This window comes from Burkholderia sp. Ax-1724 (genome assembly GCF_011752995.1).
GTDB lineage: Bacteria > Pseudomonadota > Gammaproteobacteria > Burkholderiales > Burkholderiaceae > Paraburkholderia.
Map to the genome: position 1 here is coordinate 70859 of NZ_VWWL01000010.1, position 25531 is coordinate 96389.

Genomic DNA, 25531 nt, shown 5'->3' on the forward strand with positions numbered 1-25531 from the left:
ACGCTTAGGGCAAGGAGTTGCAGACATGTTCAATTGGGTTAAAACCGCGATGCTGATGGCCGCCATCACGGCCCTTTTCATCGTGATCGGCGGGATGATCGGCGGTTCGCGCGGCATGATGCTCGCGCTCGTGATCGCCCTCGGGATGAATTTCTTCTCGTACTGGTTTTCGGACAAGATGGTCCTGCGCATGTACAACGCGCAGGAAGTCGACGAAAACAGCGCGCCGCAGTTTTATCGCATGGTGCGCGAGCTTGCCACGCGCGCGAACCTGCCGATGCCGCGCGTGTATCTGATCAACGAAGACGCGCCGAACGCGTTTGCCACCGGCCGCAATCCGGAGAACGCGGCGGTCGCGGCCACCACGGGCATTCTGCGCGTGCTGTCGGAGCGTGAAATGCGCGGCGTGATGGCGCACGAACTCGCGCACGTGAAGCACCGCGACATCCTGATCTCGACGGTCTCGGCAACGATGGCCGGTGCGATTTCCGCATTGGCGAATTTCGCGATGTTCTTCGGCGGTCGCGATGAAAACGGCCGTCCCGCGAACCCGATCGCTGGCATCGCGGTTGCGCTGCTTGCGCCGATTGCCGGCGCGCTGATCCAGATGGCGATTTCGCGTGCCCGTGAATTCGAAGCCGACCGTGGCGGCGCGCAGATTTCGGGCGACCCGCAGGCGCTTGCCTCGGCGCTCGACAAGATTCACCGCTACGCGAGCGGCATTCCGTTTCCGACTGCCGAAGCCCATCCTGCCACGGCACAGATGATGATCATGAACCCGCTGTCGGGCGGCGGCATCGCGAATCTGTTCTCTACGCACCCGGCTACCGAAGAGCGCATCGCGCGTTTGACGGAAATGGCGCGCACGGGGCGCTTCGACTGAGTTGCAGGAGGACGGTCGGCGCGTAAGCGTGAAGCGTGAAATACCGCAAAGCGGGCCCGCGAGGCCCGCTTTTTTTGCGCCCTTCCCCGCCATTGTGCGATTGCCCGGCCGCCATCGTCCGCCCCCACGGCGGTCCCCGCCTGGCGCCACGCTACAATGTGCGCTGACTGCGCCGCGCGCACCGTGCGGCTCGCCTTTGCTCCCTTCATGACATCAAAGCCTTCTTCGCGTTCTGCTTCTTCGCTGGCGCGTTCGCGCGAATCCCGTTTGTCGGCGCTGCATCTGTCGCCCGAATCGCTCGGATTCGCGCTCGACTGCGCGGCTCAGGCTGTCGGTGCCGTGCGTCTCGGCGCGGCCCTGCCCGCGGCGCTGCAAGCCGTTCTCGTGTCCGTGCCTGAAGGCAGCGCCGCGGCGGCACGCGGCGCGGTGCAGGACATCGCCTACCGCACGATGCGGCGCCTCGCGAGCGCCGAGTGGCTGATCGCGAGGCTCGTCAAGAAAGCGCCGGCGCCGCATGTCGCCCATATACTCGCCTGCGCTTTCGCGCTGCTCGTCGACGACGAAGCGAGTGCCGCCTACACGCCGTTCACGGTGGTCGACCAGGCGGTGAGCGCGATCGGCGCGCGTCGCGAATTCGTCTTCGCGAAGGGGCTCGTCAACGCGGTGCTGCGCAGTTTCCTGCGCGAACGCGAGACGTTTCTCGCCGCCATCCAAGCCGACGAAGTGGCGCGCTGGAACTATCCGGCCTGGTGGATCGACGCCGTGAAGCGCGCGTGGCCCGGCGCATGGCAGTCCGTGCTGGCGGCCGGCAATACGCACGGTCCGCTCACGTTGCGCGTGAACGCGCGCCATTCGACCGTCGACGCGTACCTGCAAGTGCTGCAGCGTGATCACATCGCCGCGCGCAAGGTGGGCGAGCATGCAGTTCGGCTCGACACGCCGATGCCCGTCGAGCGCATTCCCGGCTTCGGCGAAGGTGCGGTGTCGGTGCAGGATGCCGGCGCGCAACTCGCCGCGCAACTGCTCGGCGCGCGCGACGGCATGCGCGTGCTCGACGCCTGCGCGGCGCCCGGCGGCAAGACCGGCCATCTGCTCGAACTCGCCAGGCTGCAACTCGTTGCGCTCGAAAGCGACGCGTCGCGCGCGCGCCGCATCGGCGAAAACCTGCGGCGGCTGAAGCTCGAAGCAGAAGTGCGCATCGGCGACGCGGGCAACCCCGCGCAATGGCACGACGACCTCGACCAGCCGTTCGACCGCATCCTCGCCGATGTGCCGTGCTCGGCCTCGGGCATCGTGCGGCGCCATCCGGACATTCGCTGGCTGCGTCGCGAATCCGACATCGCCGCGCTCGCCGCCGAGCAGCGCCGCATTCTCGGCGCGCTCTGGCCGCTCGTGAAACCAGGCGGCGAGTTGCTCTACGTTACGTGTTCGATCTTCCCCGAAGAAGGCGAGTTGCAGGCACAGTGGTTTGGAAACCAGCATCAGGATGCGGTACGATTGGACGCGCCGGGGCAGCTTTTACCCTCAGTGGCCCGCGCGCCCGCCGACTCATCGGCCGGTTCTCATGCCGGACAGCCTGCTGAAGACAGCGCCGGCGCGAACTCAGACCACGACGGATTTTTCTACGCGCGCTTTCAGAAACGGTGACCATCAAACGCTTCTTCCCGCTTCGGCTCGCTGCCGTGTTCTGGATCGCGCTGGCCGTATGGCTGGCAGCGCCGGGCGCGGCGCACGCTGATTCGATCGCGGTGCAGCGGGCGTCGCTGCAGGCCGACAATGGCGGCTGGAGTCTCGATGCGCACTTCGACTTCGAGCTGAACAGCAATCTCGAAGACGCGGTCAACAAGGGCATTCCGCTTTATTTCACGACCGATTTCGAACTGAGCCGGCCGCGCTGGTACTGGTTCGACGAGCAGCCAGTGAGCGTATCGCAGAGCCTGCGCCTGTCGTTCCAGCCGCTCACGCGCGAGTATCGCGTGTCGAGTGTATCGTCGGGCGGGTTGCAGCTTGGCTTTTCCTCGCTCAAGGATGCGCTCGCGGTCATCAAGCACATCACGTCGTGGCACGTGATCGACCGCAACCAGGTGCATGCCGACGAAACCTATACCGCGTCGGTGCGCATGCAGCTCGACATCGCACTGATGCCCAAGCCGTTCCAGATCGACGCGGTGAACAACCGCGACTGGAACCTCGCCTCCGACTGGAAGCGTTTCACTTTCACGGCGACAGAACGTGCTAAATAAAGTGCGCTCATCTCCTACCAGTGTCAGCAGCATCGTCGTGCGCGTGCTGGTGTCGACGGTCGCGGTCACGGCCGTGCTGCTGCTCGTGCTGCTGGCCGCCGCGAGCGCGAATACCGAATTCTTCGACCGCTACTACCAGTGGCTCTACGCGGCCAACGTCGCGGTCGCGATGATCTTTCTGCTGGTGGTGGCGGCGCTCGTCGTCATCATCATCGTGCGATTGCGAACGGGCAAATTCGGCACGCGGCTGCTCGCGAAGCTGGCGTTCTTCATGGCGCTGGTCGGCGTCGTGCCGGGCGGCATCATCTACATCGTGTCGTATCAGTTCGTCTCGCGCAGCATCGAATCGTGGTTCGACGTGAACGTCGAAACCGCGCTCTCGGCCGGCCTCAATCTCGGGCGCGGCATGCTCGACGCGTCGCTGTCCGATCTGCAGACGAAGGCGCGTCTGATGTCCGAGCAACTGGCCAGCGCCGATGCCGCCGGCACCACGCTGACGTTGCTGCGTTTGCGCGATCAGTTCGGCGTGCAGGACGCGACGATCGTCGAGCCGACCCGCAGCATGTCGGGCGCGACGCCGGACATGCACGTGGTCGCGCAGGCGTCCGGCAACTACGCGATGCTGCTGCCGAGCGATCTGCCGACCCCGTTGATGATCGACCAGGCGCGCGGTCGCGGCTATGCGGCGATCGAAGGCGAAGTGGACGGCGATCCGCATGCGCACGGCGGCAAGGGCGCGCTGCGTTTGCGCGTCGTGCAGCGCATTCCCGATTCGAACGCGTCGCTCCTGCAGCCAGCCGAACGCTTCCTGCAACTGACGCAGCCGGTCTCGACCACGCTCGCGCGCAATGCCGATTCGGTGCAGCGCGCCTATCGCGAGTATCAGGAGAAGGCGCTCGGCCGTACTGGCCTGCGCAAGATGTATATCGGCACGCTGACGCTGTCGCTGTTTCTCGCGACCTTCATCGCGATGATGCTCGCGCTCGCGCTCGGCAATCAGCTCGCGCGGCCGTTGTTCCTGCTCGCGCAGGGCACCAAGGAAATTACCGAGGGCGACTACACGCCGAAGCGCGAGATCAAGTCACGCGACGAACTCGGCTTCCTCACGCAGTCGTTCAATGCGATGACGCGGCAGTTGTCCGAAGCGCGGGCGGCGGTCGAGAACAACCGCATCGCGCTCGAGCATTCGAAGGCGTATCTCGAAAGCATTCTCGCGAATCTGACCGCGGGCGTGTTCGTGTTCGACCGGCAGTTCAGGATCACCACCGCGAATCGCGGTGCCGAGCGGATTTTCCGTCAGCCGTTCCAGACCGTGCTCGGTTCGTCGCTCGATCAGATCGGTGTGCTCAGCGAATTCGGCGCGATGGTGCGCAAGGCGTTTGCCGACCGCGAAGCGGCGAGCGGCGACGGCCGCGACGACGGCGGGCACTGGCAGCAGCAGTTCTCGGTGCAGGTGCCGGGCGAAACCGAACCGCTCACGCTGCTCGTGCGCGGCGCGCGTCTCGTCTCGGCCACCGAGCGCGATACAGACGACATGCAGACCTCGGGCTACGTGATCGTGTTCGACGACATCTCCGACGTGATCTCCGCGCAGCGTTCGATTGCCTGGGGCGAAGTCGCGCGGCGTCTCGCGCACGAGATCAAGAACCCGCTCACGCCGATCCAGCTTTCCGCCGAGCGCTTGCAGATGAAGCTCGCCGACAAGCTCGCGCCATCCGATGCGGACGTGTTGAAGCGCGGCGCGACCACGATCGTCAATCAGGTCGCCGCGATGAAGCAGATGGTCGACAATTTCCGCGACTACGCGCGCACGCCACCGGCCGTGCTCGCGCATCTGCAACTGAACGATCTGGTCAGCGAAGTGCTCACGCTGTACGGTATCGAGGAAGGCAAGGGCGCGATCCAGGTCGAGCTCGCCGCGTTGCCCGCGATTCGCGGCGACGCGACGCAGTTGCGCCAGGTGATTCACAACCTGTTGCAGAACGCGCAGGATGCGGTCGCCGAGGTCGAGCATCCGCGTGTTTTGCTCGAGACGAGGACAGTAGAATACGGAGACCCCGATGCGGAAGGCAAAGTACGCGTCGCGGTACGTCTGACAGTGTCGGATAACGGACCGGGCTTTCCCGCGCGTATTCTCACGCGCGCGTTCGAGCCTTACGTGACCACCAAGGCCAAGGGCACGGGCCTGGGTCTTGCGATGGTCAAGAAGATCGTCGACGAACATGGCGCGCGCATCGACATTCGCAATCGCATGAAGGCCGGCGACGTGATCGAAGGCGCGCAGATTTCGATCCTCTTCCTTCAACTGGCGGACGACACGGCGGCACCCGGTGCGCATGGCGCAGGCGCGCATCCGGTGCATGGCGGTACGTCGCAGGGAACGACAAAAGCAACAGTGCAGACAAGGGCAGCGTAAATGGCAACCATCCTGGTGGTAGATGATGAAATGGGCATCCGGGAATTGCTCTCGGAGATCCTGAGCGACGAGGGGCACGTCGTGGAGGCCGCTGAAAATGCGCAGGAGGCGCGCGAGTTCCGCTTGCGTCAGGCGCCGGACCTCGTGCTGCTCGACATCTGGATGCCCGACACCGACGGCGTGACGTTGCTCAAGGAATGGGCCGCGCAAGGTCAGTTGACCATGCCGGTCATCATGATGTCCGGCCACGCGACTATCGATACTGCGGTCGAAGCGACGAAGATCGGCGCGCTCAATTTTCTCGAGAAACCGATTGCGTTGCAGAAGCTGCTGAAGGCGGTCGAGCAAGGTCTCGCGCGCGGCAATGCGCCGGCGCAGGGAGGCGCGGCCGCGAAGCCGGCGATGCCGGTGAGCGCGTCGGCGGTCGCATCGGCGGCCGCCTTGCCGATACTCTCGGCCGACGGCATCGGCGGCGGCGCGCTCACTGCGCAAACGGCATCGATCTCGTTCGACATTCCGCTGCGCGATGCACGCGATGCCTTCGAGCGCGCGTATTTCGAATATCACCTCGCGCGCGAGAACGGCAGCATGACGCGTGTCGCGGAGAAGACCGGCCTCGAACGCACGCATCTTTATCGCAAGCTCAAGCAACTCGGCGTCGATCTCGGCAAGAACAAGGGCGAATGAGTGCCACGTATTGCACGCAAAGGCCGGTCGACAAAATTTTTTATGAAAGGGCTTGCTGAACTACGGATCGCTTGATATAGTTTCGTTCTTCGTTGGCCCGGTAGCTCAGTTGGTAGAGCAGCGGATTGAAAATCCGCGTGTCGGTGGTTCGATTCCGCCCCAGGCCACCAGGATTTAGCCCCAGGAAATCGCAAGATTCCTGGGGCTTTTCCGTTTCAGGTGGTATCCGTTTCTTTGCGTTTCTGCGGCTGGCTCGCGAGTCAGGTCGAGGGCAGCGTTCAACGTCGCGTGATAAAATCGCGCCAGTTCAAGGACTTGCATGCGAACGTGTTGCTTCACTCGCGCATCAGTGCAGCGGCTGAATCAGTGCAACACGTGAGTGCCGTGCGTTATGCACGACCCGCGGGCGCGACCTGCGGCGAACCCGTCGCCCGACGATCGACGCGATCAACGGTATAAGCGCCCAGTCACGTTCACGTGCAACGCGCGACCTATACTGCTTTGGCCGGCAGCGGTGCCGGTACATGTCGCGCCGCGTCGCTTGCATGACGCACCTCGCGCAGCGCGACTTGGCACTCTCATTCACGGAGTTTCACGGTGATCCGCAAAGACGCTAAGCGTAGCGCGCTCGTGTTGTTTTCCGGCGGCCAGGATTCCGCCACCTGTCTCGCGTGGGCGCTCGATCGTTACGACACGGTGGAAACGCTCGGTTTCGATTATGGTCAGCGGCATCGCGTCGAACTCGAATGTCGCGAGGGGTTCCGGCAGGCCGTCACGCGCGCGTTTCCGGCATGGGCCGATCGTCTCGGCGACGACCATATGATCGATCTGTCGCTGCTCGGCGCGATCAGCGACACCGCGATGACGCGCGAGATCGAAATCGAGGCCACGGCCAACGGTTTGCCGAACACGTTCGTGCCGGGCCGCAATCTGATGTTCATGACGATCGCGGCGGCCATTGCTTATCGGCGTGGCTTGCAGGTGCTGGTCGGCGGCATGTGCGAAACGGACTTCTCGGGCTATCCCGATTGCCGCGACGATACGATGAAGGCGCTGCAGGTCGCGCTCAATCTCGGCATGGACACGCGCTTTGCGCTCGAAACGCCGCTCATGTGGCTCGACAAGGCCGACACGTGGCGCCTGGCGCACGAGCTCGGCGGCGACGAACTGGTCGAACTGGTGCGCGTCGAGACGCACACCTGCTATGTCGGCGAACGCTCCGAATTGCATGCGTGGGGCTTCGGCTGCGGCGAATGCCCGGCATGCCGCCTGCGCAAGCGCGGTTACGAGGCCTACCTCGCGGGTGAAAAAGTCACCGAGCCGGTCTGAGCGCCGACAAGGCGGTACATCCATCGGGCAGCGAGCGGCGCAAATCACGCGCCATTATCTTCAGGAATACAGGGCAGATAGCAGTATGACTTACGCGGTCAAGGAAATCTTCTACACGTTGCAGGGCGAGGGCGCGAATGCCGGGCGTCCGGCCGTGTTCTGCCGCTTCGCGGGCTGCAATCTGTGGTCGGGCCGCGAGGAGGATCGCGCGGAAGCCGTGTGCCGTTTCTGCGATACCGATTTCGTCGGCACCGACGGCGAGAACGGCGGCAAGTACCGCACGCCTGAAGAACTGGTCGCGATGATCGCGTCGCAATGGCCGCAAGGCGAGGGCGAGCGTTTCGTGGTCTGCACCGGCGGCGAGCCGATGCTGCAACTGGACCAGCCGCTCGTCGACGCGCTGCATGCGGCCGGCTTCGAGATCGCGATCGAGACCAACGGCTCGCTGCCCGTGCTCGAAACGATCGACTGGATCTGCGTGAGCCCGAAGGCCGACGCGCCGCTCGTCGTGACCAAAGGCAACGAGCTGAAGGTCGTGATCCCGCAGGACAACCAGCGCCTTGCCGACTACGCGAAGCTCGACTTCGAGTATTTCCTCGTCCAGCCGATGGACGGCCCCTCGCGCGACATCAACACGAAGCTCGCGATCGACTGGTGCAAGCGCCATCCGCAGTGGCGCCTGTCGATGCAGACCCACAAGTATCTGAACATTCCCTGATTTGCCGTGCTGACGATTACCCGAAAACTCGAATTCGACGCGGGCCACCGCATCCCCGATCACCGCAGCCAGTGCCGTAATCTGCACGGCCATCGCTATGTGCTCGAAATCACGCTGCAAGGCGATCTGGTCGATACCGAAGGCGCGCCCGATCGCGGCATGGTGATGGACTTCGCCGACGTGAAGTCGCTCGCCAACGAGCATCTGGTCGACAAGTGGGACCACGCGTTTCTGGTCTATGCCGGCGACACGCAGGTGCGCGGCTTTCTCGAAACCATGGCGGGCCACAAGACCGTCGTGCTCGATCGCATTCCGACCGTCGAGAACCTCGCCGCGATCGCATTCGAGATACTCGCTAACGTCTATGACGCGCACTACGGCGTGAATCTGCGTCTGCACAAGGTGCGTCTGTACGAGACGCCGAACTGCTGGGCCGACGTGGTCCGCGGCCAGGCGCGCGACTAGCCCCGCTGCTCATTCCCCCCGCCGCGCGAGCGAACCCTCGCGTTATTGTCACGGTATGATCGTTCCGGCAAGCACACGGAGCGAGACATGCCGGTCATCGCATTGCGTTGCAGCAGGCATCGGGGCCGTCAGCGCCCCGGTTTCTGCCTGACCTCATATCTGACTCCGCTTCCGGACACTCTTCCGGTCACGAAACTGCGCGAGGCCAGCCGATGAGCACCTTCACCAATCCCCTCAAGCAACGTCTGAAGGAACCCGCGTCGCTGTTCGGGCTGTGGCTGTCGCTTGGCAGCGATGCCGCGGCCGAGGCGCTCGCTCATGCCGGCTTCGACTGGCTGCTGATCGACATGGAGCATGCGCCGAACGATAGCGGCGGCGTCGAATCGCAATTGCGCGCGATCGCTGCGGCGCACCTGCCGAGCGAGCCGGTGGTGCGCGTGCCTGCCAGCGAGCCGTGGCTCGTCAAGCGCGTGCTCGACGCTGGCGCGCGCACGCTGATGTTCCCGAATATCGAATCCGCCGACGATGCGGCACGCGCCGTGCGGCTCACCCAATATCCGACCGCCGGGGCGCTGGACGGCGAGCGCGGCGTCGCGGGCGTCGTGCGCGCAGCCGGCTACGGCATGCGGCGCGACTACGTGCAAACGGCCAACGCGCAGATCGCGACGATCGTGCAGATCGAGTCGGCGCGCGGCCTGCGGGAAGTCGAGAAGATCGCGGCGACGCCGGGCGTCGACTGCGTGTTCGTCGGGCCGGCCGATCTGGCCGCGAGCCTCGGCCATCTAGGCGACGCGAAGCACGCCGACGTGCTGGCGGCGATGACGCGCATCGTCAGCGCCGCGGACAAGGCCGGCATCATCGCGGGCATTTTCGCGATGGACGTGGCGAGCGCCCGGCAGTATCGCGAGGCGGGGTTCCGCTTCATCGCGCTGGCCGCCGACGTCATCTGGATGTTGCGCGCGACCCGTCAGGCATTGCAGGAGGTGAGGTCATGAACGGCGGAGTGCAAGGCGTCGCGTGGCGCGTCGGCGTGCGGGCGGCGGCCCGGATGAGCGCGCGGGCGGCGCTCGCGGCAGCGCTGCTGGCGAGTGGCGCGTGGGATGCCGCGCACGCGCAGGACCGGGTCGCGAAGTCGGACGATCCGCAGACGCAGTCCGCGGTGGCCGACTACAACGCCGGCAATCTCGGCGCGGCGCTGACCGAGTTCCGCCAGGCCGCCGAGCGCGGCAGCCGGCTCGCCGAGTTCAACTACGCGATGATGCTGCTCAACGGCGAGGGCACGCCGGCCAACGTCGAGGAAGGCAAGAAGTGGCTGCGCAAGGCCGCCGACGCGAACATGTCCCACGCGCAGTACGTGTACGGCAAGATGTACGACGATGGCGAGTTCGTCGAGCGCGATCCGGCCGAGGCGCATCGCTGGTTCCTGAAGGCGGCGCAGCAGGGACACGTGCAGGCGCAGCTCGCCCTCGCCAACCAGTTCCTCGACGGACGCGGCACCGAGCGCGACAACCGGCAGGCCTTCGTCTGGTACAAGAAAGCGGCGCAGGGCGGCGACATGACCGCGCAATACGTGACCGGCTCGTTCTACGAACGCGGCGGCGACGGCGTCGACCGGAACCTGAACGTGGCGCGCGCGTATTACGCGGCTGCGGCGGCGCAGGGCGATCCGGCCGCGCGTCTGAAGTATCAGCAGTTGAGCGCGCAACTGCGCGATCAGAAGGAAGTAAAGCCGCAGTAATGACGGCGATGAAAAAAGGGCGCTCCAGGTGGAGCGCCCTTTTGCGCATTGCATGCCGGTTCGTGCGTGCCGTGAGGCGTCGCTAGCTTTGCATCAGGCGCTTCTGGCGCGCGACGCTCATGATGAGCCCGACCGCGATGCCGAGCGTCGTCAGCGCGGTGCCGCCGTAGCTCATGAACGGCAGCGGCACGCCGACCACCGGCAGAATCCCGCTCACCATGCCGATGTTGACGAACGCGTAGGTGAAGAACGCCATCGTCAATGATCCGGCCAATAATCGCCCGAATAGCGTCGCGCCATTGGCCGCGATATAGAGCCCGCGCGCGATCAATAGCATGTATAGCGTGAGCAGCACGATCCCGCCCGCGAGGCCGAATTCTTCGGAAAACACCGCGAAAATAAAGTCGGTGTGCTTCTCGGGGATGAACTCGAGGTGCGCCTGCGTGCCCTTCAGCCAGCCTTTGCCGAGCGGGCCGCCCGAGCCGATCGCGATCACCGCCTGGATCGTGTGGAAGCCTTTGCCGAGCGGGTCCGAGGTCGGATCGAGCAGCGTGCAGATGCGGTGCTTCTGGTAGTCGTGCATTAGCGGCCACTGCACCTCGGGCTGACAGATCTTGTCCTGGAACGCCGCGATCGACACGACCGCGATCACGCCCGCGATCAGCACCGGCACGATCAGCTTGAAGCTCAGGCCAGCGAAGTAAATCACGAATAAGCCGGCCGCGAATACGAGCACGGCCGTGCCGAGGTCGGGTTGCTTGGCGATCAGCCCGACCGGCACGATGAGAATCACGAAGCCGACCAGGTAGTCGTACCAGCGCATCACGCCTTCGCGGCGCTGGTAGTACCAGGCGAGCATCAGCGGAGTCGCGATCTTCAGGATTTCCGACGGCTGGATCACCACGCCGACGTTGATCCAGCGCTTCGCGCCCTTGCGCGTGAGGCCGAACATCGCGACCGCGACCAGTAGCGCGATCCCGAACGTATAGAGCGGGACCGCGAAGCGCATCAGCGTATTGGGCGGCACATTGGCGAGCGCCCACATCAGCACGAACGTCAGCAGGATGTTGCGCAACTGGTCTTCCACGCGGCCGGGCATGTCGAGCGTCGCGCTGTACAGCGTGACGATGCCGACGCACAGCAGCAGAAACACGATCAGTGCGAGCGGACGGTCGAAGCCCACGAACATCCGTTTGATGCGGTCGAGCCAGGCGCGCTTGTCGAATTGCATGCCTTTCTCCTTATTCGTCGATGCCGCCGGCGGCCGGCCGGCGTGGCGACGCGTCCTGAGCGGCGTCCTCGCGCGACGGCGCCGCGACGTTCGGCGTCGGCTCGCTCGCCGGACGGGGTTTGCGTGGCGCGCCGGATGAGCGCGCCGTGGATTTTTTCGCGGCGGCGGACGCCGAAGCCGGTTTGGCCGCCGAGGCTGCCTGCGCTGCGGATCCGGCCGGTGCTGCCGGAGCGGATGCCGCGGCGGCAGAAGCGGCCGCTGGTGCCGATGCCCCATTCGCGGCCGAAGCCGCCGATGCTGCCGACGCCGCGACAGCCGCCGATGCGGCCACGGCTTCCGAGGCGCCGGGAACCGGCAATGCCGTGAAGCCCGCCGCGATCCTGATCGGCTGCGTGCTGTCCTTCGAAGGCGGCGCGTCGCCGACCTGCGGCGCGGACGCGTCGAGCGTCGCCGAAGCCGCTGCCGCGACGGCGGCTTCCTCGGCCCCCGGCTTGTTCCTGCCGATCAGGTAGTAGTCGAGCACCTTGCGCGCGATCGGGCCGGCCGCTTCCGCGCCCCAGCCGCCGTTTTCGACGATCAGCGCGACCGCGATCTTCGGCTGCTCGACCGGCGCGAAGGCGATGAAGAGCGCGTGGTCGCGCAGACGCTCGGCGAGTGCGTGGCCCCTGTAGTTCGCGCCTTGCAGCGAGTAGACCTGTGCCGTACCGGTTTTGCCGGCCGCCTGGTACGGCGCGCCGGCAAACACCTTGGCGGCCGTGCCGTTGGTGACCACGCCTTCCATCGCGCGTTTGATGAAGTCGATGTCCTGCTGGCGGACCGCGATCTTGTCGCTCGGATCGCGCACGACCGGGCGCGTTTCCTTCGTGATCGGATTCTCGATGTCGCGCACGAGGTGCGGCTTCATCACGACGCCGTTGTTGGCGAGCGTCGCGGTCGCATGCGCGAGCTGCAGGATCGTGAACGAGTTGTAGCCCTGGCCGATGCCGAGGCTGATCGTCTCGCCTTCGTACCACTTCTGCTGTTCGGGGCGGCGGTACGCGTGGCGCTTCCAGTCGGTCGACGGCAGGATGCCCTTGGCCTCGCCCGCGATGTCGATGCCGGTGATCTGCCCGAAGCCCCACGGCTTCATGAAGTTCGCGATGTTGTTGACGCCGAGGTCGTGCGCGAGCATGTAGAAGTACGTGTCGTTCGAGACGACGATGGCGCGGTTCATGTCGACCCAGCCCTGGCCCGAACGCACGTCGTTGCGGAAGGTGTGGCCGCCGAACGTGTAGTAGCCGGGGTCCTGGAAGCCCCAGCCCGTGGTGCGCTTGTGCAGCGTCAGCGCGGCGAGCGCCATGAACGGCTTGTAGGTCGAGCCCGGCGGATAGGTGCCGTGCAGCGGCCGGTTCAGGAGCGGATGGTCGGGCGAGTTGTTGAGTTCGTCCCAGGTCTGCTGGTCGATGCCGTCGACGAACGAGTTCGGATCGAAGCTCGGCGCCGACACGAACGCGAGCACGTCGCCGGTGGACGGCTCGATCGCGACGAGCGCGCCGCGGCGGCCGGCGAAGGCCTGCTCGGCCACCTGCTGCAAACCGATGTCGAGCGACAGCTCGAGGTTGTTGCCGGGCGTCGCCTGGGTGCGCGACAGCGTGCGCACGGGCCGCCCGCCCGCCGTCACCTCGACTTCCTCGAAGCCGGTCTGACCGTGCAGCTCGGTTTCGTAGCTCTGCTCGATGCCGATCTTGCCGATGTAGTCGGTGCCCTTGTAGTTGTTGGCGTCGAGGCGCGGATCGTAGTGATCGGGATCGCTGTCGTTCTGGTCGCTCGCGTCGTCGATGCGGTCCTGGTCGCGCTGCGAAATCCGCCCGATGTAGCCGATCACGTGCGCGGCGGTCGGCCCGAGCGGGTACTGGCGGAACAGCCGCGCGCGCACTTCGACGCCGGGGAAGCGGAAGCGCTGCGCGGTGAAGCGCGCGACTTCGTCGTCGGTGAGGCGGGTGCGGATCGGCAGGCTTTCGAAGTTCTTCGAGTCTTCCTGCAGCTTCCTGAAGCGGCGGCGGTCGCGCGCGTCGATCGAGATGACTGTGGCCAGGTTGTCGATCACGTTGTCGAGCGAGTCGTTCAGCTTCGACGGCGTGATTTCGAGCGTGTAGGCCGAGTAGTTCTTCGCGAGCACGACACCGTTGCGGTCGGTGATGATGCCGCGGTTCGGCACGATCGGCGCGACGGAAATGCGGTTTTCGTCGGCCTGCAGCGAGTATTTGCTGTAGTGCCAAACCTGCAGGAACAGGAAGCGGAAGCCGATCAGCCCGAAGCAGACGAACACGAACAGGCCCGCCGCCGCGACGCGCAGGCGGAATTTCGTGAGCTGCTGTTGAGTGTCCTTGAATTCGGTCATGCGATTTAAGCAAAAGGCCGGCGCGCGGCCATCCAGAGTGTGCGCCCAAACCGGCCGGGACCGGTGGCAGGAACTGCAATGCGCGTCGGGCGGGCTGGCGGCGCGGGCTTTACGGCGACGTGTCGCGGCAAAGCGGCCGGCGGGCCCGAAGCGGGATCAAATGGGCCGCGTGTCGTCCGGATCGGCCGGGCGGCGTTGCGGCATCAGCAGCAGCACGCTCGCGAGCGGCCACAGTGCGGCTTCGACAAAACCGTCGATCAGGTAACTCCAGCCCGGGAACGCCGCGCCGGTCAGCAGACGGATCACGAACGGCACCAGTTGCGCGACGACGAGCAGCGGCATGACCGCGAACGTTTGCACGCCGAGCGACATCCACAGCACGCGGCGATGGATCGTGATCGCGCCGTACGACAGCAGCGTGTACGCGAGCGCGTGCTCGCCGAGCAGGCTCGCGTTGTGCACGTCCATCAGCAGGCCGAGCAGGAACGCGATGCCCATGCCGACCTTGCGCGGCTGGTGCACGTTCCAGAACAGCAGCACGAGCGCGACGAAATCGGGCACGCCGGCGAGACGTCCCCACGGCATCAGGTTCAGCAGGAACGCCGCGGCGAGGCTGAACGCGATGAAGTACGGATTGACCGGCTGCAGGATGTATTGCGGGCGGTTCATGGCTGAGCCCCCGGCGCGGCTTGCGGCTTCGCGGTCTTCGCGGCGGCCGGCTTGTCGGCCTTCCTGTCGGCGGATTTCTCGGACTTCTTCTCGGTAGCGGCGTTTTTGGCCGGGGCCTTTTCCGTGGCTTTGGCGGCGGGTTTTTCGGCTGCGGCCTTGTCGCCGGGCTTGGCTGCGGATTTATCCGCCGTGCCCTTGCTGTCTGCCGCCTTGCCGCCCTTCTTCGCTTTCGCATCCTTCGCGGCCGTGGCCGCGTCGGGTTCGTCGGCCGGGCGCGGCGGCACGTTGTCCTGAACGTGCAGCACCAGCACCTCGCGCGCGCCGCGCACCGCCGCGACCGGCAGACTGACCACGCGCGCAAACGCGGTGTCGGCCTGCTTGTCGACGCGCACGACCTTCGCGACCGGCAAGCCCGGCGGATACACACCGTCGAGGCCGCTCGTGACGAGCTCGTCGCCGGTCTGCACGTCGGCGCTGATCGGCACGAAGCGCAGATCGAGCGTGTCGCCCTTCGGCGTGCCGTAGATCACGCTGCGCAAGCCGGTGCGCAAAATTTCCACCGGCACGGCCTGATCCTTGTCGGTCAGCAGCGTGACTTCGGCCTGCAGCGGGAACACGCGCGTGACCTGGCCGATCACGCCGTTTTCGTCGACGACCGGCGAGCCGTTCTGGATGCCTTGCTGCGCGCCGCGTCCGATCACGACTTTCTGCGTGAACGGATCGCGCGTGTCGTACTGGATTTCGGCCGGCAGCGATTGCGTGGTCAGGTGCTGCGATAGTTGCAGCAGCGCGCGCAGATGGGTGTTTTCGGCAGCGAGCGTCGCGGCCGTGTTGGCCTGCTGCGAAAGCAGCAGATCTTTCGCGCGCAGCTTTTCGTTTTCGCCGCGCAGCGTGGCGCTCGTCACGGCGAGATCGGCGGCGCCCATGAAGATGTCGCGCGGCACGAGCGCTGCGCGCTGCAACGGATAAAGACCCGCGCCGAGCACGCCGCGGACGATTTCGAGCGTCTGGAAGCGGGCATCGGAGATCAGCAGGGCGATCGCCAGCACGACGAAGAACACCAGTCGGGCGAGAGCCGAGGGGCCTTGCTTGAACAGAGGCGGCGGACTGTATTCCATGGTCGGCGCCGGGGGCGTGAGCGGTTGGGTGAGACGGCGGCGCGAGAGGCGCGCGCGGTCAGCGCGTGGCGGCTGGGCGGCCCAGCCAACGGCAAAGCGGCCCGCAAGGGGCCGTGTGCCAGATCCGCGCTACTGACATGGGAGAAAAGCTCGCTTACTCGTACGAGAAGATGCTGCCGAGCTTGTCCATGCGTTCGAGCGCCATGCCCGAGCCGCGCACGACGCAGGTCAGCGGGTCTTCGGCGACGAGCACCGGCAGGCCGGTTTCTTCCGCGAGCAGGCGGTCGAGGTCGCGCAGCAACGCGCCACCGCCGGTCAGCATCATGCCGCGCTCGGCGATGTCGGCGCCGAGTTCCGGCGGCGTTTGCTCCAGCGCGATCTTCACCGACGAGACGATCTGGTTCAGCGGATCGGTCAGCGCTTCGAGAATTTCGTTGCTCGAGATCGTGAAGCTGCGCGGAATGCCTTCCGACAGATTGCGGCCCTTCACTTCCATTTCCTTGACTTCGGAGCCCGGGAACGCGGAGCCGATTTCCTTCTTGATGGCTTCGGCGGTCTGTTCGCCGATCAGCATGCCGTAGTTGCGGCGGATGTAGTTGACGATCGCTTCGTCGAACTTGTCGCCGCCGACGCGCACCGAGCCCTTATAGACGATGCCGCCGAGCGAGATCACGCCGACTTCGGTCGTGCCGCCGCCGATGTCGACGACCATCGAGCCGGTTGCTTCCGACACCGGCAGGCCCGCGCCGATCGCGGCGGCCATCGGCTCTTCGATGAGATAGACCTGCGAGGCGCCCGCGCCGTGCGCGGCTTCCTTGATCGCGCGGCGCTCGACCTGGGTCGAACCGCACGGCACGCAGATGATGATGCGCGGCGACGGCGAGAACATGCGCGATTCGTGAGCAGTCTTGATGAACTGCTTGATCATCTGCTCGGTGACGGTGAAGTCGGCGATCACGCCGTCTTTCATCGGGCGGATCGCCTCGATGTTGCCCGGCACCTTGCCGAGCATCTGCTTGGCTTCCTTGCCGACTGCCTGAATGGTTTTCTTGCCGTTGGGACCGCCTTCCTGGCGGATCGAGACCACCGACGGTTCGTCGAGCACGATGCCCTTGCCACGCATGTAGATGAGCGTGTTGGCGGTGCCGAGGTCAATCGCCAGATCGTTGGAGAAGTAGCTGCGCAAAAAGCCGAACATTCAAAATCCTGTCTCGCTGGGGGCCGGGCCTCGCACCGTATGCGTAGGGCGGCAGCGGAAAAAATAACAGCTCCAGCCGGGCGAAGCGGCGCCACAGGAACTTGAAGCTGCGAGGGAGTCTACCGGAGGCCGTTGCAGAGCCAGGGCGGAAAGCAACGGACGTTCTTGGGGAAGGGTCCGTAAGGCCTTGGTAAGTCGGTCCGGGTTTGGGTCGAACGCGTAATGATACCTTATAATTTTGGATGTTTTGAAGGAAACGGAGGGCACTTTTTGCCGTTGCCGTTCCTTTTTCGGGATTGTCCTATCGTGTCGTAACCCGCTGTTACAGCGGGTTTTTTTCAAGTGTGACGACACTCCACCTCTTTCCGGTGACTGCATGGCTCTGACCCTGACCGATGTTAAGCGCATCGCGCATCTCGCGCGGCTCGAACTGGCTGATGCCGACGCCGAGCACACCCGTGCCCAGCTCAATGATTTCTTCGGCCTCGTCGAGCAAATGCAAGCGGTCGATACCACCGGCATCGCGCCGCTTGCCCACCCGATCGAGCAGATCGAAGACGTCGCGCTGCGTCTGCGTAACGACGTCGTGACCGAGACGGTCGAGCGCGAGGCTTTTCAGCGCCCGGCGCCGGCCGTGCAGGACGGTCTGTATCTCGTGCCGAAGGTGATCGAATAAGCCGCGTTCGCACATGTCCCGCGCGGCTCGCGGGCAAGCGCCCTGCGCTTCGCGCGGCGCAGCCTCTCGCGGGTGGTCCGGCCGGCGCCGCGCACGGTGCGCCGCAAGCTTTCCCGGCCCGGCTTGCCGGCGGGCAGCCGAACGCCTTCACGGCAGCGTGACCACGCTGCCGCGTTTTCCAGGATAAAACGCAATGCATGAAAAAAGTCTGACCGAACTGCGCGCCGCACTGACGGCCAAGGAATGCTCCGCAGTCGAACTGGCGCAGCTGTACCTGAAGCGGATCGACGCGGCCAATAGCCTGAACGCGTTCATCCAGGTCGATCCCGAGTTGACGCTCGCGCAGGCGAAAGCCGCCGACGCGTTGCTGCACGGCGGCGAGGCGGGCCCGCTCGCCGGTCTGCCGATCGCGCACAAGGACGTGTTCGTCACGAAGGGCTGGCGCTCCACGGCCGGCTCGAAGATGCTCGCGAACTACGAAAGCCCGTTCGACGCGACCGTGGTCGCGCGTCTCGCGAACGCCGGCATGGTGTGCGTGGGCAAGACCAATATGGACGAATTCGCGATGGGCTCGTCCAACGAGAATTCGTACTTCGGCGCGGTGCAGAATCCGTGGGATCGCAAGGCCGTGCCGGGCGGTTCGTCGGGCGGCTCGGCAGCGGCCGTGGCCGCGCGTCTCGCGCCCGCCGCGACCGGCACCGACACGGGCGGCTCGATCCGCCAGCCGGCGTCGTTCTCGGGCATTACCGGCATCAAGCCGACCTATGGCCGCGTGTCGCGCTACGGCATGATCGCGTTCGCGTCGTCGCTCGATCAGGGCGGCCCGATGGCGCAGAGCGCCGCCGACTGCGCGCTGCTGCTCAACGCGATGGCCGGCTTCGACGAGCGCGATTCGACGAGCCTCGCGCGCGAGGACGAAGACTACACGCGCTATCTCGGCAAGTCCTGGCAGGAAGGCGGCGCGGCCAAGCCGCTCGCCGGTCTGCGCATCGGCCTGCCGAAGGAGTACTTCGGCGCCGGTCTCGCGGACGACGTGCGCGCGTCGATCGACGCGGCACTCAGGCAGTACGAAGCGCTCGGCGCGACGCTCGTCGACGTCTCGCTGCCGAAAACCGAACTGTCGATTCCGGTCTACTACGTGATCGCGCCGGCGGAAGCCTCGTCGAACCTGTCGCGTTTCGACGGCGTGCGCTTCGGCCATCGCGCGGCCGAGTACCGCGATCTGCTCGACATGTACAAGAAGTCGCGCGCCGAAGGCTTTGGCCCCGAAGTGAAGCGCCGCATTCTGGTCGGCGCCTATGTGCTGTCGCATGGCTATTACGACGCGTACTACCTGCAGGCGCAGAAGATCCGCCGCATCATCGCGCAGGACTTCCAGGAAGCGTTCAAGCAGTGCGACGTCATCATGGGGCCGGTCGCGCCTTCCGTTGCATGGGACCTCGGCGCGAAGGGCGACGATCCGGTGCAGATGTATCTGGCCGACATCTACACGCTGTCGGTGAGCCTCGCCGGCCTGCCGGGCATGAGCGTGCCGTGCGGCTTCGGCGCGGGTGCGAATGCGCAGCGTCCGGTCGGTCTGCAGATTATCGGCAACTATTTCAACGAAGCCCGGATGCTGCAGGTGGCCGACGCGTTCCAGCGCGCCACCGACTGGCATCGTCAGGCACCGGCAGGAGTGTGAGCACCATGACCAAGCAATGGGAAGTCGTGATCGGTCTGGAGACCCACGCGCAGTTGTCGACGCAGTCGAAAATCTTCTCGGGCACCGCGACGCAATTCGGCGCCGCGCCGAACACGCAGGCCAGCCCCGTCGACCTCGCCCTGCCGGGCACGCTGCCGGTCATGAACCGCGGCGCGGTCGAGCGCGCGATTCAATTCGGCCTCGCGATCGGTGCGACGGTTGCGCCGCGCAGCATCTTCGCGCGCAAGAATTATTTCTACCCCGATCTGCCGAAGGGCTATCAGATCAGCCAGTACGAAATTCCCGTCGTGCAGGGCGGCCAGGTGACGATCCAGGTGCCGGCCAATGAAAAGGCGGGCAAGGAAGCGTACGAGAAAACCATCAACCTCACGCGCGCCCACCTGGAAGAGGACGCGGGCAAGTCGCTGCACGAAGACTTCGCGGGCATGACCGGCATCGACCTGAATCGCGCCGGCACGCCGCTGCTCGAAATCGTCACCGAGCCGGAAATGCGCAGCGCGGCCGAGGCGGTTGCCTACGCGAAGTCGCTGCATACGCTCGTCGTGTGGCTCGGCATCTGCGATGGCAACATGCAGGAAGGCTCGTTCCGCTGCGACGCGAACGTGTCGGTGCGCCCGCTCGGTCAGGCTGAATTCGGCACGCGCGCCGAGATCAAGAACCTGAACTCGTTCCGCTTCCTCGAAGAAGCGATCCAGTACGAAGTGCGCCGCCAGATCGAACTGATCGAAGACGGCGGCACCGTGGTGCAGGAAACGCGTCTGTACGATCCGGACAAGCGCGAAACGCGCTCGATGCGCAGCAAGGAAGACGCGCATGATTACCGCTATTTCCCCGACCCCGACCTGATGCCGCTCGTGATCGACGCCGCGTGGGTCGAGCGCGTGAAGAGCGAGATGCCGGAGTTGCCCGAAGCGATCCAGCAGCGCTTCGTATCGCAGTACGGCCTCACGCCCTACGACGCGAACGTGCTGACGTCGGGCAAGGCGATGGCCGCGTACTACGAGGCGGTGGTCGCGAAGGTCGGTCCGGCCAACGCGAAGGTCGCGGCGAACTGGCTGATGGGCGAAGTGTCATCGCAACTGAATCGCGAAGGGCTCGACATTGCCGCGTGCCCGGTGTCGGCCGCGCAACTCGCGCTGCTGCTGCAACGCATTGCCGACGGCACGATCTCGAACAAGATCGCGAAGGAAATCTTCCTCGCGATCTGGGAAGAAAAAGCCACCGACGAAGCCGCCGCCGACCGCATCATCGAGGCGAAGGGCTTGAAGCAGATTTCGGATACCGGCGCGCTCGAAGCGATCATCGACGAAGTGCTCGCCGCGAACCAGAAGTCGGTCGACGAATTCCGCGCCGGCAAGGAGAAGGCGTTCAACGCGCTGATCGGCCAGGCGATGAAGGCGACCAAGGGCAAGGCGAATCCGGCGCAGGTGAACGAACTGCTGAAGAAGAAGCTGTCCTGAGTCGATGCAGTGCGGCGCGAGCGGTGACGCTCGCGCCATGACGGGCTGTTGCCGGAAACGAAAGTAGGGCAACGGCCCGTTTCATTTGGCGGTCCCGCTTGGGCGAGTCCCTCGAACGCAGATCACGGAGTGTGTGCATGGCGAAGCAACCCGAACTCGACGATTTCCGCGTGCCGTGTTTCGACGACGGCAAAAAGAAAAACCGCTTCTCGCTGGGAGATTTCGATCCGGCGGCAAAGCCGTTTTCGAGCGGCTCGAAAGACGCGGATCGCGCGCGGCTCTCCGAGATCGGCGTGCTGCTCGACAATCTGCAGGAGCGCCTGCATGCGCAGAGGAAACGCCGCGTGCTGCTCGTGCTGCAAGGCATGGACACGAGCGGCAAGGACGGCACGATTCGCGCGGTGTTCCACGAAGTCGATCCGCTCGGCTTGCGCGTCGTGCCGTTCAAGGCACCGACGCCCGTCGAACTGGCGCACGATTTTCTGTGGCGCGTGCATGCGCAGGTGCCCGCGGCCGGCGAGCTGACCATCTTCAACCGCAGCCACTACGAAGACCTGCTCGTGCCGACCGTGCTCGGCGAACTCGATGCCGAGGCGTTCGAGCGGCGCTGCGCTCATATCCGCCAGTTCGAGGAGATGCTGAGCTGCAGCGGCACGACCCTTCTCAAGTGCATGCTGCACATTTCGAAAGACGAGCAGCGCGCGCGTCTGCAGGCGCGTATCGACGATCCGAACAAGCACTGGAAATTCGACGTGTCGGACCTCGAAGCGCGCAAGCAGTGGGACGCGTATCAGTCGGCGTATGACAACGCGCTTGCCGCGACGTCGACGGAATACGCGCCGTGGTACGTGATTCCCGCCGACTCGAAGACACATCGCAACGTGATGGTGGCCGAACTGCTGCTGCGCACGCTCGACGCGCTGAAGCTCGAATATCCGCCTGCGAAAGAATCGCTGAAGGGCGTCAAGGTCGAATGAAAACGGCTCGACGCCCCGGCTTTGGAAACGAATCGAACCTAAGAGGAACACCATGTTGCGTGTGATTACCGCGAACCTGAACGGCATCCGCTCGGCGGCGAAGAAGGGCTTTTTCGACTGGTTCGGCGAGCAGAAAGCCGACGTGCTGTGCGTGCAGGAAATCAAATGCTCGCAGGACGACATGACACCGGAATTCATGGCGCCGCACGATTTCACCGGCTATTTCCAGCATGCGGTGAAGAAGGGCTATAGCGGCGCGGGCGTCTATACGCGTCACGAACCGGACGAGGTGGTGATCGGCTTCGGCAGCGAGGAGTTCGATTCCGAAGGGCGCTATGTCGAACTGCGCTTCGGCAAGCTGTCGGTGATTTCGGTGTACGTGCCGTCCGGTTCGAGCGGCGAGGAGCGCCAGCAGGCCAAGTTCCGCTTCATGGACGAGTTCATGCCGCATCTGGCCGAGCTTTCGCGCGAGCGCGAGGTGATCGTGTGCGGCGACGTGAATATCGTCCACAAGGAAATCGACATCAAGAACTGGAAGAGCAACCAGAAGAACTCGGGCTGCCTGCCGGAAGAGCGCGCGTGGCTCGACAAGCTGTTCGACGAGGTCGGCTATGTCGACGTGTTCCGCACGCTCGACCAGCGCCCGGAACAGTACACGTGGTGGAGCAATCGCGGCCAGGCGTATGCGAAGAACGTCGGGTGGCGGATCGACTACCAGATCGCGACGCCGGGCATCGCGGGCAAGGCGAAGCGTACCGACGTGTTCCGCGACATCAAGTTCAGCGACCATGCGCCGCTGACCGTCGATTACGACCACAAGGTCAAGAAGTAAGGCGCGCGCCTCGGTGCCGGCCCATGGGCGCCGGCTAAACCGGGGCGTAAGCCGCAGCGCGCCCGGGTGGCCCGCGTCTTCGGGCCGGACAGGGAGCGGTCAGTTGCGCGCCTGCTTGCGGACCGGCCGGCCGAGGCCCGCGTAATCGGGCAAGGCGTCGACGCTCTTGCCGATTGCCTTCGCGTAGAGCGGCAGCATGTCCGGCAGCCGCTTGATGATGTCCTCGCGGCGCGCCGGCGTGTACGGATGCACGTAGATGAAGCCGTGCTCGCGGCTGCTGCCCGTGGCCAGCGCGAGCTTGTCCCAGAGCGTGACCGCCGCGCGCGGATCGAAGCCCGCGCGCGACGCGATTTCGCTGCCGATCACGTCGGCTTCGGTTTCGTCGGTGCTTTCGTACTTCATTTCCAGCAGACGCGAACCGATGCCGAGCGGCGCCATGCCGAGATCGGCGAGTCCGAACAGTTGCGGGATCGTGCCCGACGAATCGAGCTGTCTCTCCTGAAGCTGACCGAGCCGCATGCGCGCATGCTCGCGCAAGGCGTGGGCGATCTCGTGGCCGATCAGCATGCCGAGTTCGTTGTCGTTCAGGCGCACCCGGTCGAGCAGTCCGCCATAAATGACGATCTTGCCACCCGGCAGGCAGTACATGCGGATGTCGTTCGAGCGGATGACGGCCAGGTCCCACTTCCAGCCCTTCGCGCGCTCGTTCCATTTCAGCGAGTACGGAATCATCCGGTCGACGATCGAGCGCACGCGGGTGACGTGCGGGTCGGTGTCGCTATAGAGACGGTTCGCGTGCTCGGCGCCGTAGACGATCTGGCCGAATTCCTCGGCGGCTTGCGCCTCGAGTATCGGCGACGGAATCAGGTTGCGGAACACCATGTAGCCGCCATAACGCAACTGCGGGCTGACGTAGTAGGGCGGCGGAACGGCGGCGGCCTGCGCGGAAGCGCCGGCGGGTGCCTGGGTGGGTGCTTGGGTAGGTGCTTTCGCGGCGGCGGACGGTTGTGACGGCTGCTGAGCCTGGGCGGCTTGAGGCGCGGACCCGGGCGCGGCACTCCCGCTGGTGCTGGGCGCGCTTGTGTTCGTGCCACTGCTGGCGGCGTTGCTGGTCCCGCTGCTCGCGCTGTTGCCTGCGCCGCCGCTCGCGCCGGGTGTCGCCGCGGGCGCGCGTTCTTCGCTCGCCGCGGATTTGGCGGCCGGTGCCGCTGCGGGCGCTTCGGTATTCGTCGCGCCTGCGTTGCTACCGGGCGCGGCAGCCGCCGCGGCGCATGCGCCCGACGGCAGTGCCAGCGTCATGCCCGCGCAGCCGAGCAGCCATACCGCGCATCGCGCCGCGCGGCCTGCCTCGACCGGGAAAGCGCGCGCCGCCGCGAAGCGCCGCATGCGTGTGATAAGCGTGACTGTCACGGCCGGGTTCTCCACGGCGCGATGCGCAGCAACAGCAGCATGCCGGGCACGGCCAGCGCGGTGCACACGAGGAAGTAGTCGAACCAGCCGATCTTCGCGACGACGTAGCCGCTCGCCGCCGACGCCAGCGTGCGCGGCACCGAGGCGAGGCTCGTGAACAGCGCGAACTGCGTCGCCGTGTAGCGCGGATCGGTGGTGCTCGCGATGTAGGCAGTGAACGCGGCCATCGTCAGGCCGGTCGCGAAGGTCTCGAAGCCGTAGACGAGCGCGAGCGCGACCGAGCGCGGATCGAGCTGCACCGACCAGTCGATGCCGACGAACGCGAGCAACTTCGTCGTGCCCTGGCTGATTGCGACCGCAATGTCGTAAATCGCGGCGAGACCGGGCGAAGCCGGGCCGAGATGCGCGAGCCATGCGAAGCCGAGCGTCGATACGATCTGCAGCAAACCGAAAATCCACAAGCCGCGGCCAATGCCGATTTTCATCAGCCAGATGCCGCCGACGATACCGCCCGCGAGACTCGCGCCGAATGCCGTGGTCTTCGCGATCACGCCGATCTGCGTGCGCGAAAAACCGATGTCGAGGAAAAACGACGTGGACAGCGTGGTCGCCATCGTATCGCCGAGCTTGTACAGAAAGATGAAACCGAGCACGAAGAGCGCGCCGCGCCAGCCGTCGCGCTGAATGAATTCCCTGAACGGCTCGACGATCGCCTCGCGCAGATTCTTCGGCGGCTTGCCGTGCACCTCGGGCTCGCGCACCAGCAGCGTCATCAGAACGCCCGGCAGCATGAACGCGGCCGTCACGATGAACACGGTGCTCCACGGCAAATGGTCGGACAGAATCAGCGCGAGCGAGCCGGGCACGAGCGCCGCGATCTTGTACGCGTTCACGTGCACCGCATTGCCGAGGCCCTGCTGCGTGTCGCTGAGCAATTCACGCCGGTACGCGTCGATCACGATGTCGGAACTCGCGCCGAAGAACGCGACCAGCGCGGTCAGCGCCGCGACGGTCCAGATCGATTCGCGCGGCGACACGAAGCCGAGCGTTGCCATGGCGCCCGCCACGAGAAACTGCGCGACGAGCATCCAGCCGCGCCGCCTGCCCGGACGCCAGCCCGGCAGACGCGGCACGTAGCGGTCCATCAGCGGCGCCCAGACGAACTTCCATGTGTAGGGAAACTGGATCAGCGCAAAGAGGCCGATTTCCTTCAGATTGACGCCTTCGGAGCGCAGCCACGCCTGCACGAGATAGACGAGCGTAAACAGCGGCAGTCCCGACGTGAAGCCGAGAAAGACGCAGATCAGCATGCGCGTATTCAAAAACGCGCGCCAGCCGGGATGTTCTTCGTGAGCGGTAAGTGCGGGCGCCTCGTGCGGCGGGTTCGACATGTGGATAA

General features: G+C 65.4%; 22 protein-coding genes and 1 tRNA gene. 16 read left to right on the forward strand and 7 right to left on the reverse strand.

Going from position 1 to position 25531, the window contains the following annotated elements:
• Nucleotides 1-25 precede the first annotated feature (25 nt).
• From htpX to F3J19_RS13675, 11 genes are all read left to right on the forward strand, one after another.
• Nucleotides 26-883 carry a zinc metalloprotease HtpX gene (gene htpX / locus F3J19_RS13625; protein WP_167042112.1) on the forward strand — a complete coding sequence of 286 codons (858 nt, stop codon included), beginning with the start codon at nucleotides 26-28 and terminating at the stop codon, nucleotides 881-883.
• Between the two features lie 207 nt (nucleotides 884-1090).
• Entirely contained in the window at nucleotides 1091-2530 is a 1440-nt protein-coding gene (gene rsmB / locus F3J19_RS13630) for a 16S rRNA (cytosine(967)-C(5))-methyltransferase RsmB (protein ID WP_167042114.1), read from the forward strand.
• Nucleotides 2527-3126, forward strand: coding sequence for a DUF4390 domain-containing protein (locus F3J19_RS13635; protein ID WP_167042116.1), 600 nt, complete (start codon nucleotides 2527-2529; stop codon nucleotides 3124-3126). Before rsmB ends, F3J19_RS13635 begins: the two co-directional genes overlap by 4 nt.
• The gene (locus F3J19_RS13640) at nucleotides 3116-5542 is read left to right on the forward strand and encodes a PAS domain-containing sensor histidine kinase (protein WP_167042118.1); all 2427 of its coding nucleotides are present in this window, start codon (nucleotides 3116-3118) and stop codon (nucleotides 5540-5542) included. Before F3J19_RS13635 ends, F3J19_RS13640 begins: the two co-directional genes overlap by 11 nt.
• Entirely contained in the window at nucleotides 5543-6229 is a 687-nt protein-coding gene (esaR, locus tag F3J19_RS13645; protein ID WP_167042120.1) for a response regulator transcription factor EsaR, read from the forward strand.
• Between the two features lie 94 nt (nucleotides 6230-6323).
• Nucleotides 6324-6399: transfer RNA gene (locus tag F3J19_RS13650), tRNA-Phe, on the forward strand.
• Between the two features lie 427 nt (nucleotides 6400-6826).
• On the forward strand, nucleotides 6827-7558 hold the full coding sequence (gene queC, locus F3J19_RS13655) for a 7-cyano-7-deazaguanine synthase QueC (RefSeq protein ID WP_167042122.1): 732 nt from the start codon (nucleotides 6827-6829) through the stop codon (nucleotides 7556-7558).
• 85 nt (nucleotides 7559-7643) lie between these two features.
• Nucleotides 7644-8276: a 7-carboxy-7-deazaguanine synthase gene (gene queE, locus F3J19_RS13660; RefSeq protein WP_167042124.1), complete on the forward strand. Its 633-nt coding sequence runs from the start codon at nucleotides 7644-7646 to the stop codon at nucleotides 8274-8276.
• 6 nt (nucleotides 8277-8282) lie between these two features.
• Nucleotides 8283-8741, forward strand: coding sequence for a 6-carboxytetrahydropterin synthase QueD (gene queD / locus F3J19_RS13665; protein WP_167042125.1), 459 nt, complete (start codon nucleotides 8283-8285; stop codon nucleotides 8739-8741).
• 212 nt (nucleotides 8742-8953) lie between these two features.
• On the forward strand, nucleotides 8954-9736 hold the full coding sequence (locus F3J19_RS13670; RefSeq protein ID WP_167042127.1) for an aldolase/citrate lyase family protein: 783 nt from the start codon (nucleotides 8954-8956) through the stop codon (nucleotides 9734-9736).
• Between the two features lie 53 nt (nucleotides 9737-9789).
• On the forward strand, nucleotides 9790-10479 hold the full coding sequence (locus F3J19_RS13675) for a tetratricopeptide repeat protein (protein WP_240158947.1): 690 nt from the start codon (nucleotides 9790-9792) through the stop codon (nucleotides 10477-10479).
• An 82-nt stretch (nucleotides 10480-10561) separates the two neighbouring features.
• Here the strand turns inward: F3J19_RS13675 and rodA are convergent, their stop codons facing one another.
• The 5 genes from rodA to F3J19_RS13700 form a co-directional block, all read right to left on the reverse strand.
• A complete protein-coding gene (gene rodA, locus F3J19_RS13680; protein ID WP_167042132.1) occupies nucleotides 10562-11710 on the reverse strand; it encodes a rod shape-determining protein RodA in 1149 nt (382 codons plus the stop codon).
• Nucleotides 11711-11720: 10 nt separating this feature from the next.
• The gene (mrdA, locus tag F3J19_RS13685; protein WP_167042133.1) at nucleotides 11721-14090 is read right to left on the reverse strand and encodes a penicillin-binding protein 2; all 2370 of its coding nucleotides are present in this window, start codon (nucleotides 14088-14090) and stop codon (nucleotides 11721-11723) included.
• A gap of 156 nt (nucleotides 14091-14246) precedes the next feature.
• Entirely contained in the window at nucleotides 14247-14759 is a 513-nt protein-coding gene (mreD, locus tag F3J19_RS13690) for a rod shape-determining protein MreD (protein WP_167042135.1), read from the reverse strand.
• Nucleotides 14756-15877, reverse strand: coding sequence for a rod shape-determining protein MreC (mreC, locus tag F3J19_RS13695; protein ID WP_167042137.1), 1122 nt, complete (start codon nucleotides 15875-15877; stop codon nucleotides 14756-14758). Before mreC ends, mreD begins: the two co-directional genes overlap by 4 nt.
• 154 nt (nucleotides 15878-16031) lie before the next feature.
• Nucleotides 16032-17075 carry a rod shape-determining protein gene (locus tag F3J19_RS13700; protein ID WP_004189550.1) on the reverse strand — a complete coding sequence of 348 codons (1044 nt, stop codon included), beginning with the start codon at nucleotides 17073-17075 and terminating at the stop codon, nucleotides 16032-16034.
• A 376-nt stretch (nucleotides 17076-17451) separates the two neighbouring features.
• Between F3J19_RS13700 and gatC the strand changes: the two genes are divergently transcribed.
• The 5 genes from gatC (at nucleotide 17452) to F3J19_RS13725 (ending at nucleotide 22722) form a co-directional block, all read left to right on the forward strand.
• Entirely contained in the window at nucleotides 17452-17751 is a 300-nt protein-coding gene (gatC, locus tag F3J19_RS13705; protein ID WP_167042139.1) for an Asp-tRNA(Asn)/Glu-tRNA(Gln) amidotransferase subunit GatC, read from the forward strand.
• A 193-nt stretch (nucleotides 17752-17944) separates the two neighbouring features.
• Nucleotides 17945-19432 (forward strand): Asp-tRNA(Asn)/Glu-tRNA(Gln) amidotransferase subunit GatA, encoded by a 1488-nt coding sequence (gene gatA, locus F3J19_RS13710; RefSeq protein ID WP_167042142.1) that lies wholly within the window; start codon nucleotides 17945-17947, stop codon nucleotides 19430-19432.
• A gap of 5 nt (nucleotides 19433-19437) precedes the next feature.
• Nucleotides 19438-20913, forward strand: a complete 1476-nt coding sequence (gene gatB / locus F3J19_RS13715; protein WP_167042144.1) for an Asp-tRNA(Asn)/Glu-tRNA(Gln) amidotransferase subunit GatB — start codon at nucleotides 19438-19440, stop codon at nucleotides 20911-20913.
• A gap of 137 nt (nucleotides 20914-21050) precedes the next feature.
• Nucleotides 21051-21890, forward strand: coding sequence for a PPK2 family polyphosphate kinase (locus F3J19_RS13720; RefSeq protein ID WP_167042146.1), 840 nt, complete (start codon nucleotides 21051-21053; stop codon nucleotides 21888-21890).
• A 52-nt stretch (nucleotides 21891-21942) separates the two neighbouring features.
• A complete protein-coding gene (locus F3J19_RS13725; protein WP_167042148.1) occupies nucleotides 21943-22722 on the forward strand; it encodes an exodeoxyribonuclease III in 780 nt (259 codons plus the stop codon).
• Between the two features lie 99 nt (nucleotides 22723-22821).
• Here F3J19_RS13725 and F3J19_RS13730 read toward each other — a convergent pair whose 3' ends face one another.
• Both F3J19_RS13730 and F3J19_RS13735 read right to left on the reverse strand, forming a co-directional pair.
• The gene (locus F3J19_RS13730; RefSeq protein WP_167042497.1) at nucleotides 22822-24108 is read right to left on the reverse strand and encodes a M48 family metallopeptidase; all 1287 of its coding nucleotides are present in this window, start codon (nucleotides 24106-24108) and stop codon (nucleotides 22822-22824) included.
• Between the two features lie 20 nt (nucleotides 24109-24128).
• On the reverse strand, nucleotides 24129-25523 hold the full coding sequence (locus F3J19_RS13735; RefSeq protein ID WP_167042150.1) for an AmpG family muropeptide MFS transporter: 1395 nt from the start codon (nucleotides 25521-25523) through the stop codon (nucleotides 24129-24131).
• Nucleotides 25524-25531 lie beyond the last annotated feature (8 nt).

Coding starts and splice junctions, on each gene's coding strand:
- gatB (WP_167042144.1), top strand. CDS start 19,438: ATGACCAAGCAATGGGAAGTCGTGATCGGTCTGGAGACCCACGCGCAG.
- gatA (WP_167042142.1), top strand. CDS start 17,945: ATGCATGAAAAAAGTCTGACCGAACTGCGCGCCGCACTGACGGCCAAG.
- mreC (WP_167042137.1), bottom strand. CDS start 15,877: ATGGAATACAGTCCGCCGCCTCTGTTCAAGCAAGGCCCCTCGGCTCTC.
- F3J19_RS13725 (WP_167042148.1), top strand. CDS start 21,943: ATGTTGCGTGTGATTACCGCGAACCTGAACGGCATCCGCTCGGCGGCG.
- mreD (WP_167042135.1), bottom strand. CDS start 14,759: ATGAACCGCCCGCAATACATCCTGCAGCCGGTCAATCCGTACTTCATC.
- htpX (WP_167042112.1), top strand. CDS start 26: ATGTTCAATTGGGTTAAAACCGCGATGCTGATGGCCGCCATCACGGCC.
- gatC (WP_167042139.1), top strand. CDS start 17,452: ATGGCTCTGACCCTGACCGATGTTAAGCGCATCGCGCATCTCGCGCGG.
- rsmB (WP_167042114.1), top strand. CDS start 1,091: ATGACATCAAAGCCTTCTTCGCGTTCTGCTTCTTCGCTGGCGCGTTCG.
- F3J19_RS13675 (WP_240158947.1), top strand. CDS start 9,790: ATGAGCGCGCGGGCGGCGCTCGCGGCAGCGCTGCTGGCGAGTGGCGCG.
- esaR (WP_167042120.1), top strand. CDS start 5,543: ATGGCAACCATCCTGGTGGTAGATGATGAAATGGGCATCCGGGAATTG.
- rodA (WP_167042132.1), bottom strand. CDS start 11,710: ATGCAATTCGACAAGCGCGCCTGGCTCGACCGCATCAAACGGATGTTC.
- F3J19_RS13730 (WP_167042497.1), bottom strand. CDS start 24,108: ATGCGGCGCTTCGCGGCGGCGCGCGCTTTCCCGGTCGAGGCAGGCCGC.
- F3J19_RS13700 (WP_004189550.1), bottom strand. CDS start 17,075: ATGTTCGGCTTTTTGCGCAGCTACTTCTCCAACGATCTGGCGATTGAC.
- queE (WP_167042124.1), top strand. CDS start 7,644: ATGACTTACGCGGTCAAGGAAATCTTCTACACGTTGCAGGGCGAGGGC.
- F3J19_RS13735 (WP_167042150.1), bottom strand. CDS start 25,523: ATGTCGAACCCGCCGCACGAGGCGCCCGCACTTACCGCTCACGAAGAA.
- F3J19_RS13670 (WP_167042127.1), top strand. CDS start 8,954: ATGAGCACCTTCACCAATCCCCTCAAGCAACGTCTGAAGGAACCCGCG.
- F3J19_RS13720 (WP_167042146.1), top strand. CDS start 21,051: ATGGCGAAGCAACCCGAACTCGACGATTTCCGCGTGCCGTGTTTCGAC.
- mrdA (WP_167042133.1), bottom strand. CDS start 14,090: ATGACCGAATTCAAGGACACTCAACAGCAGCTCACGAAATTCCGCCTG.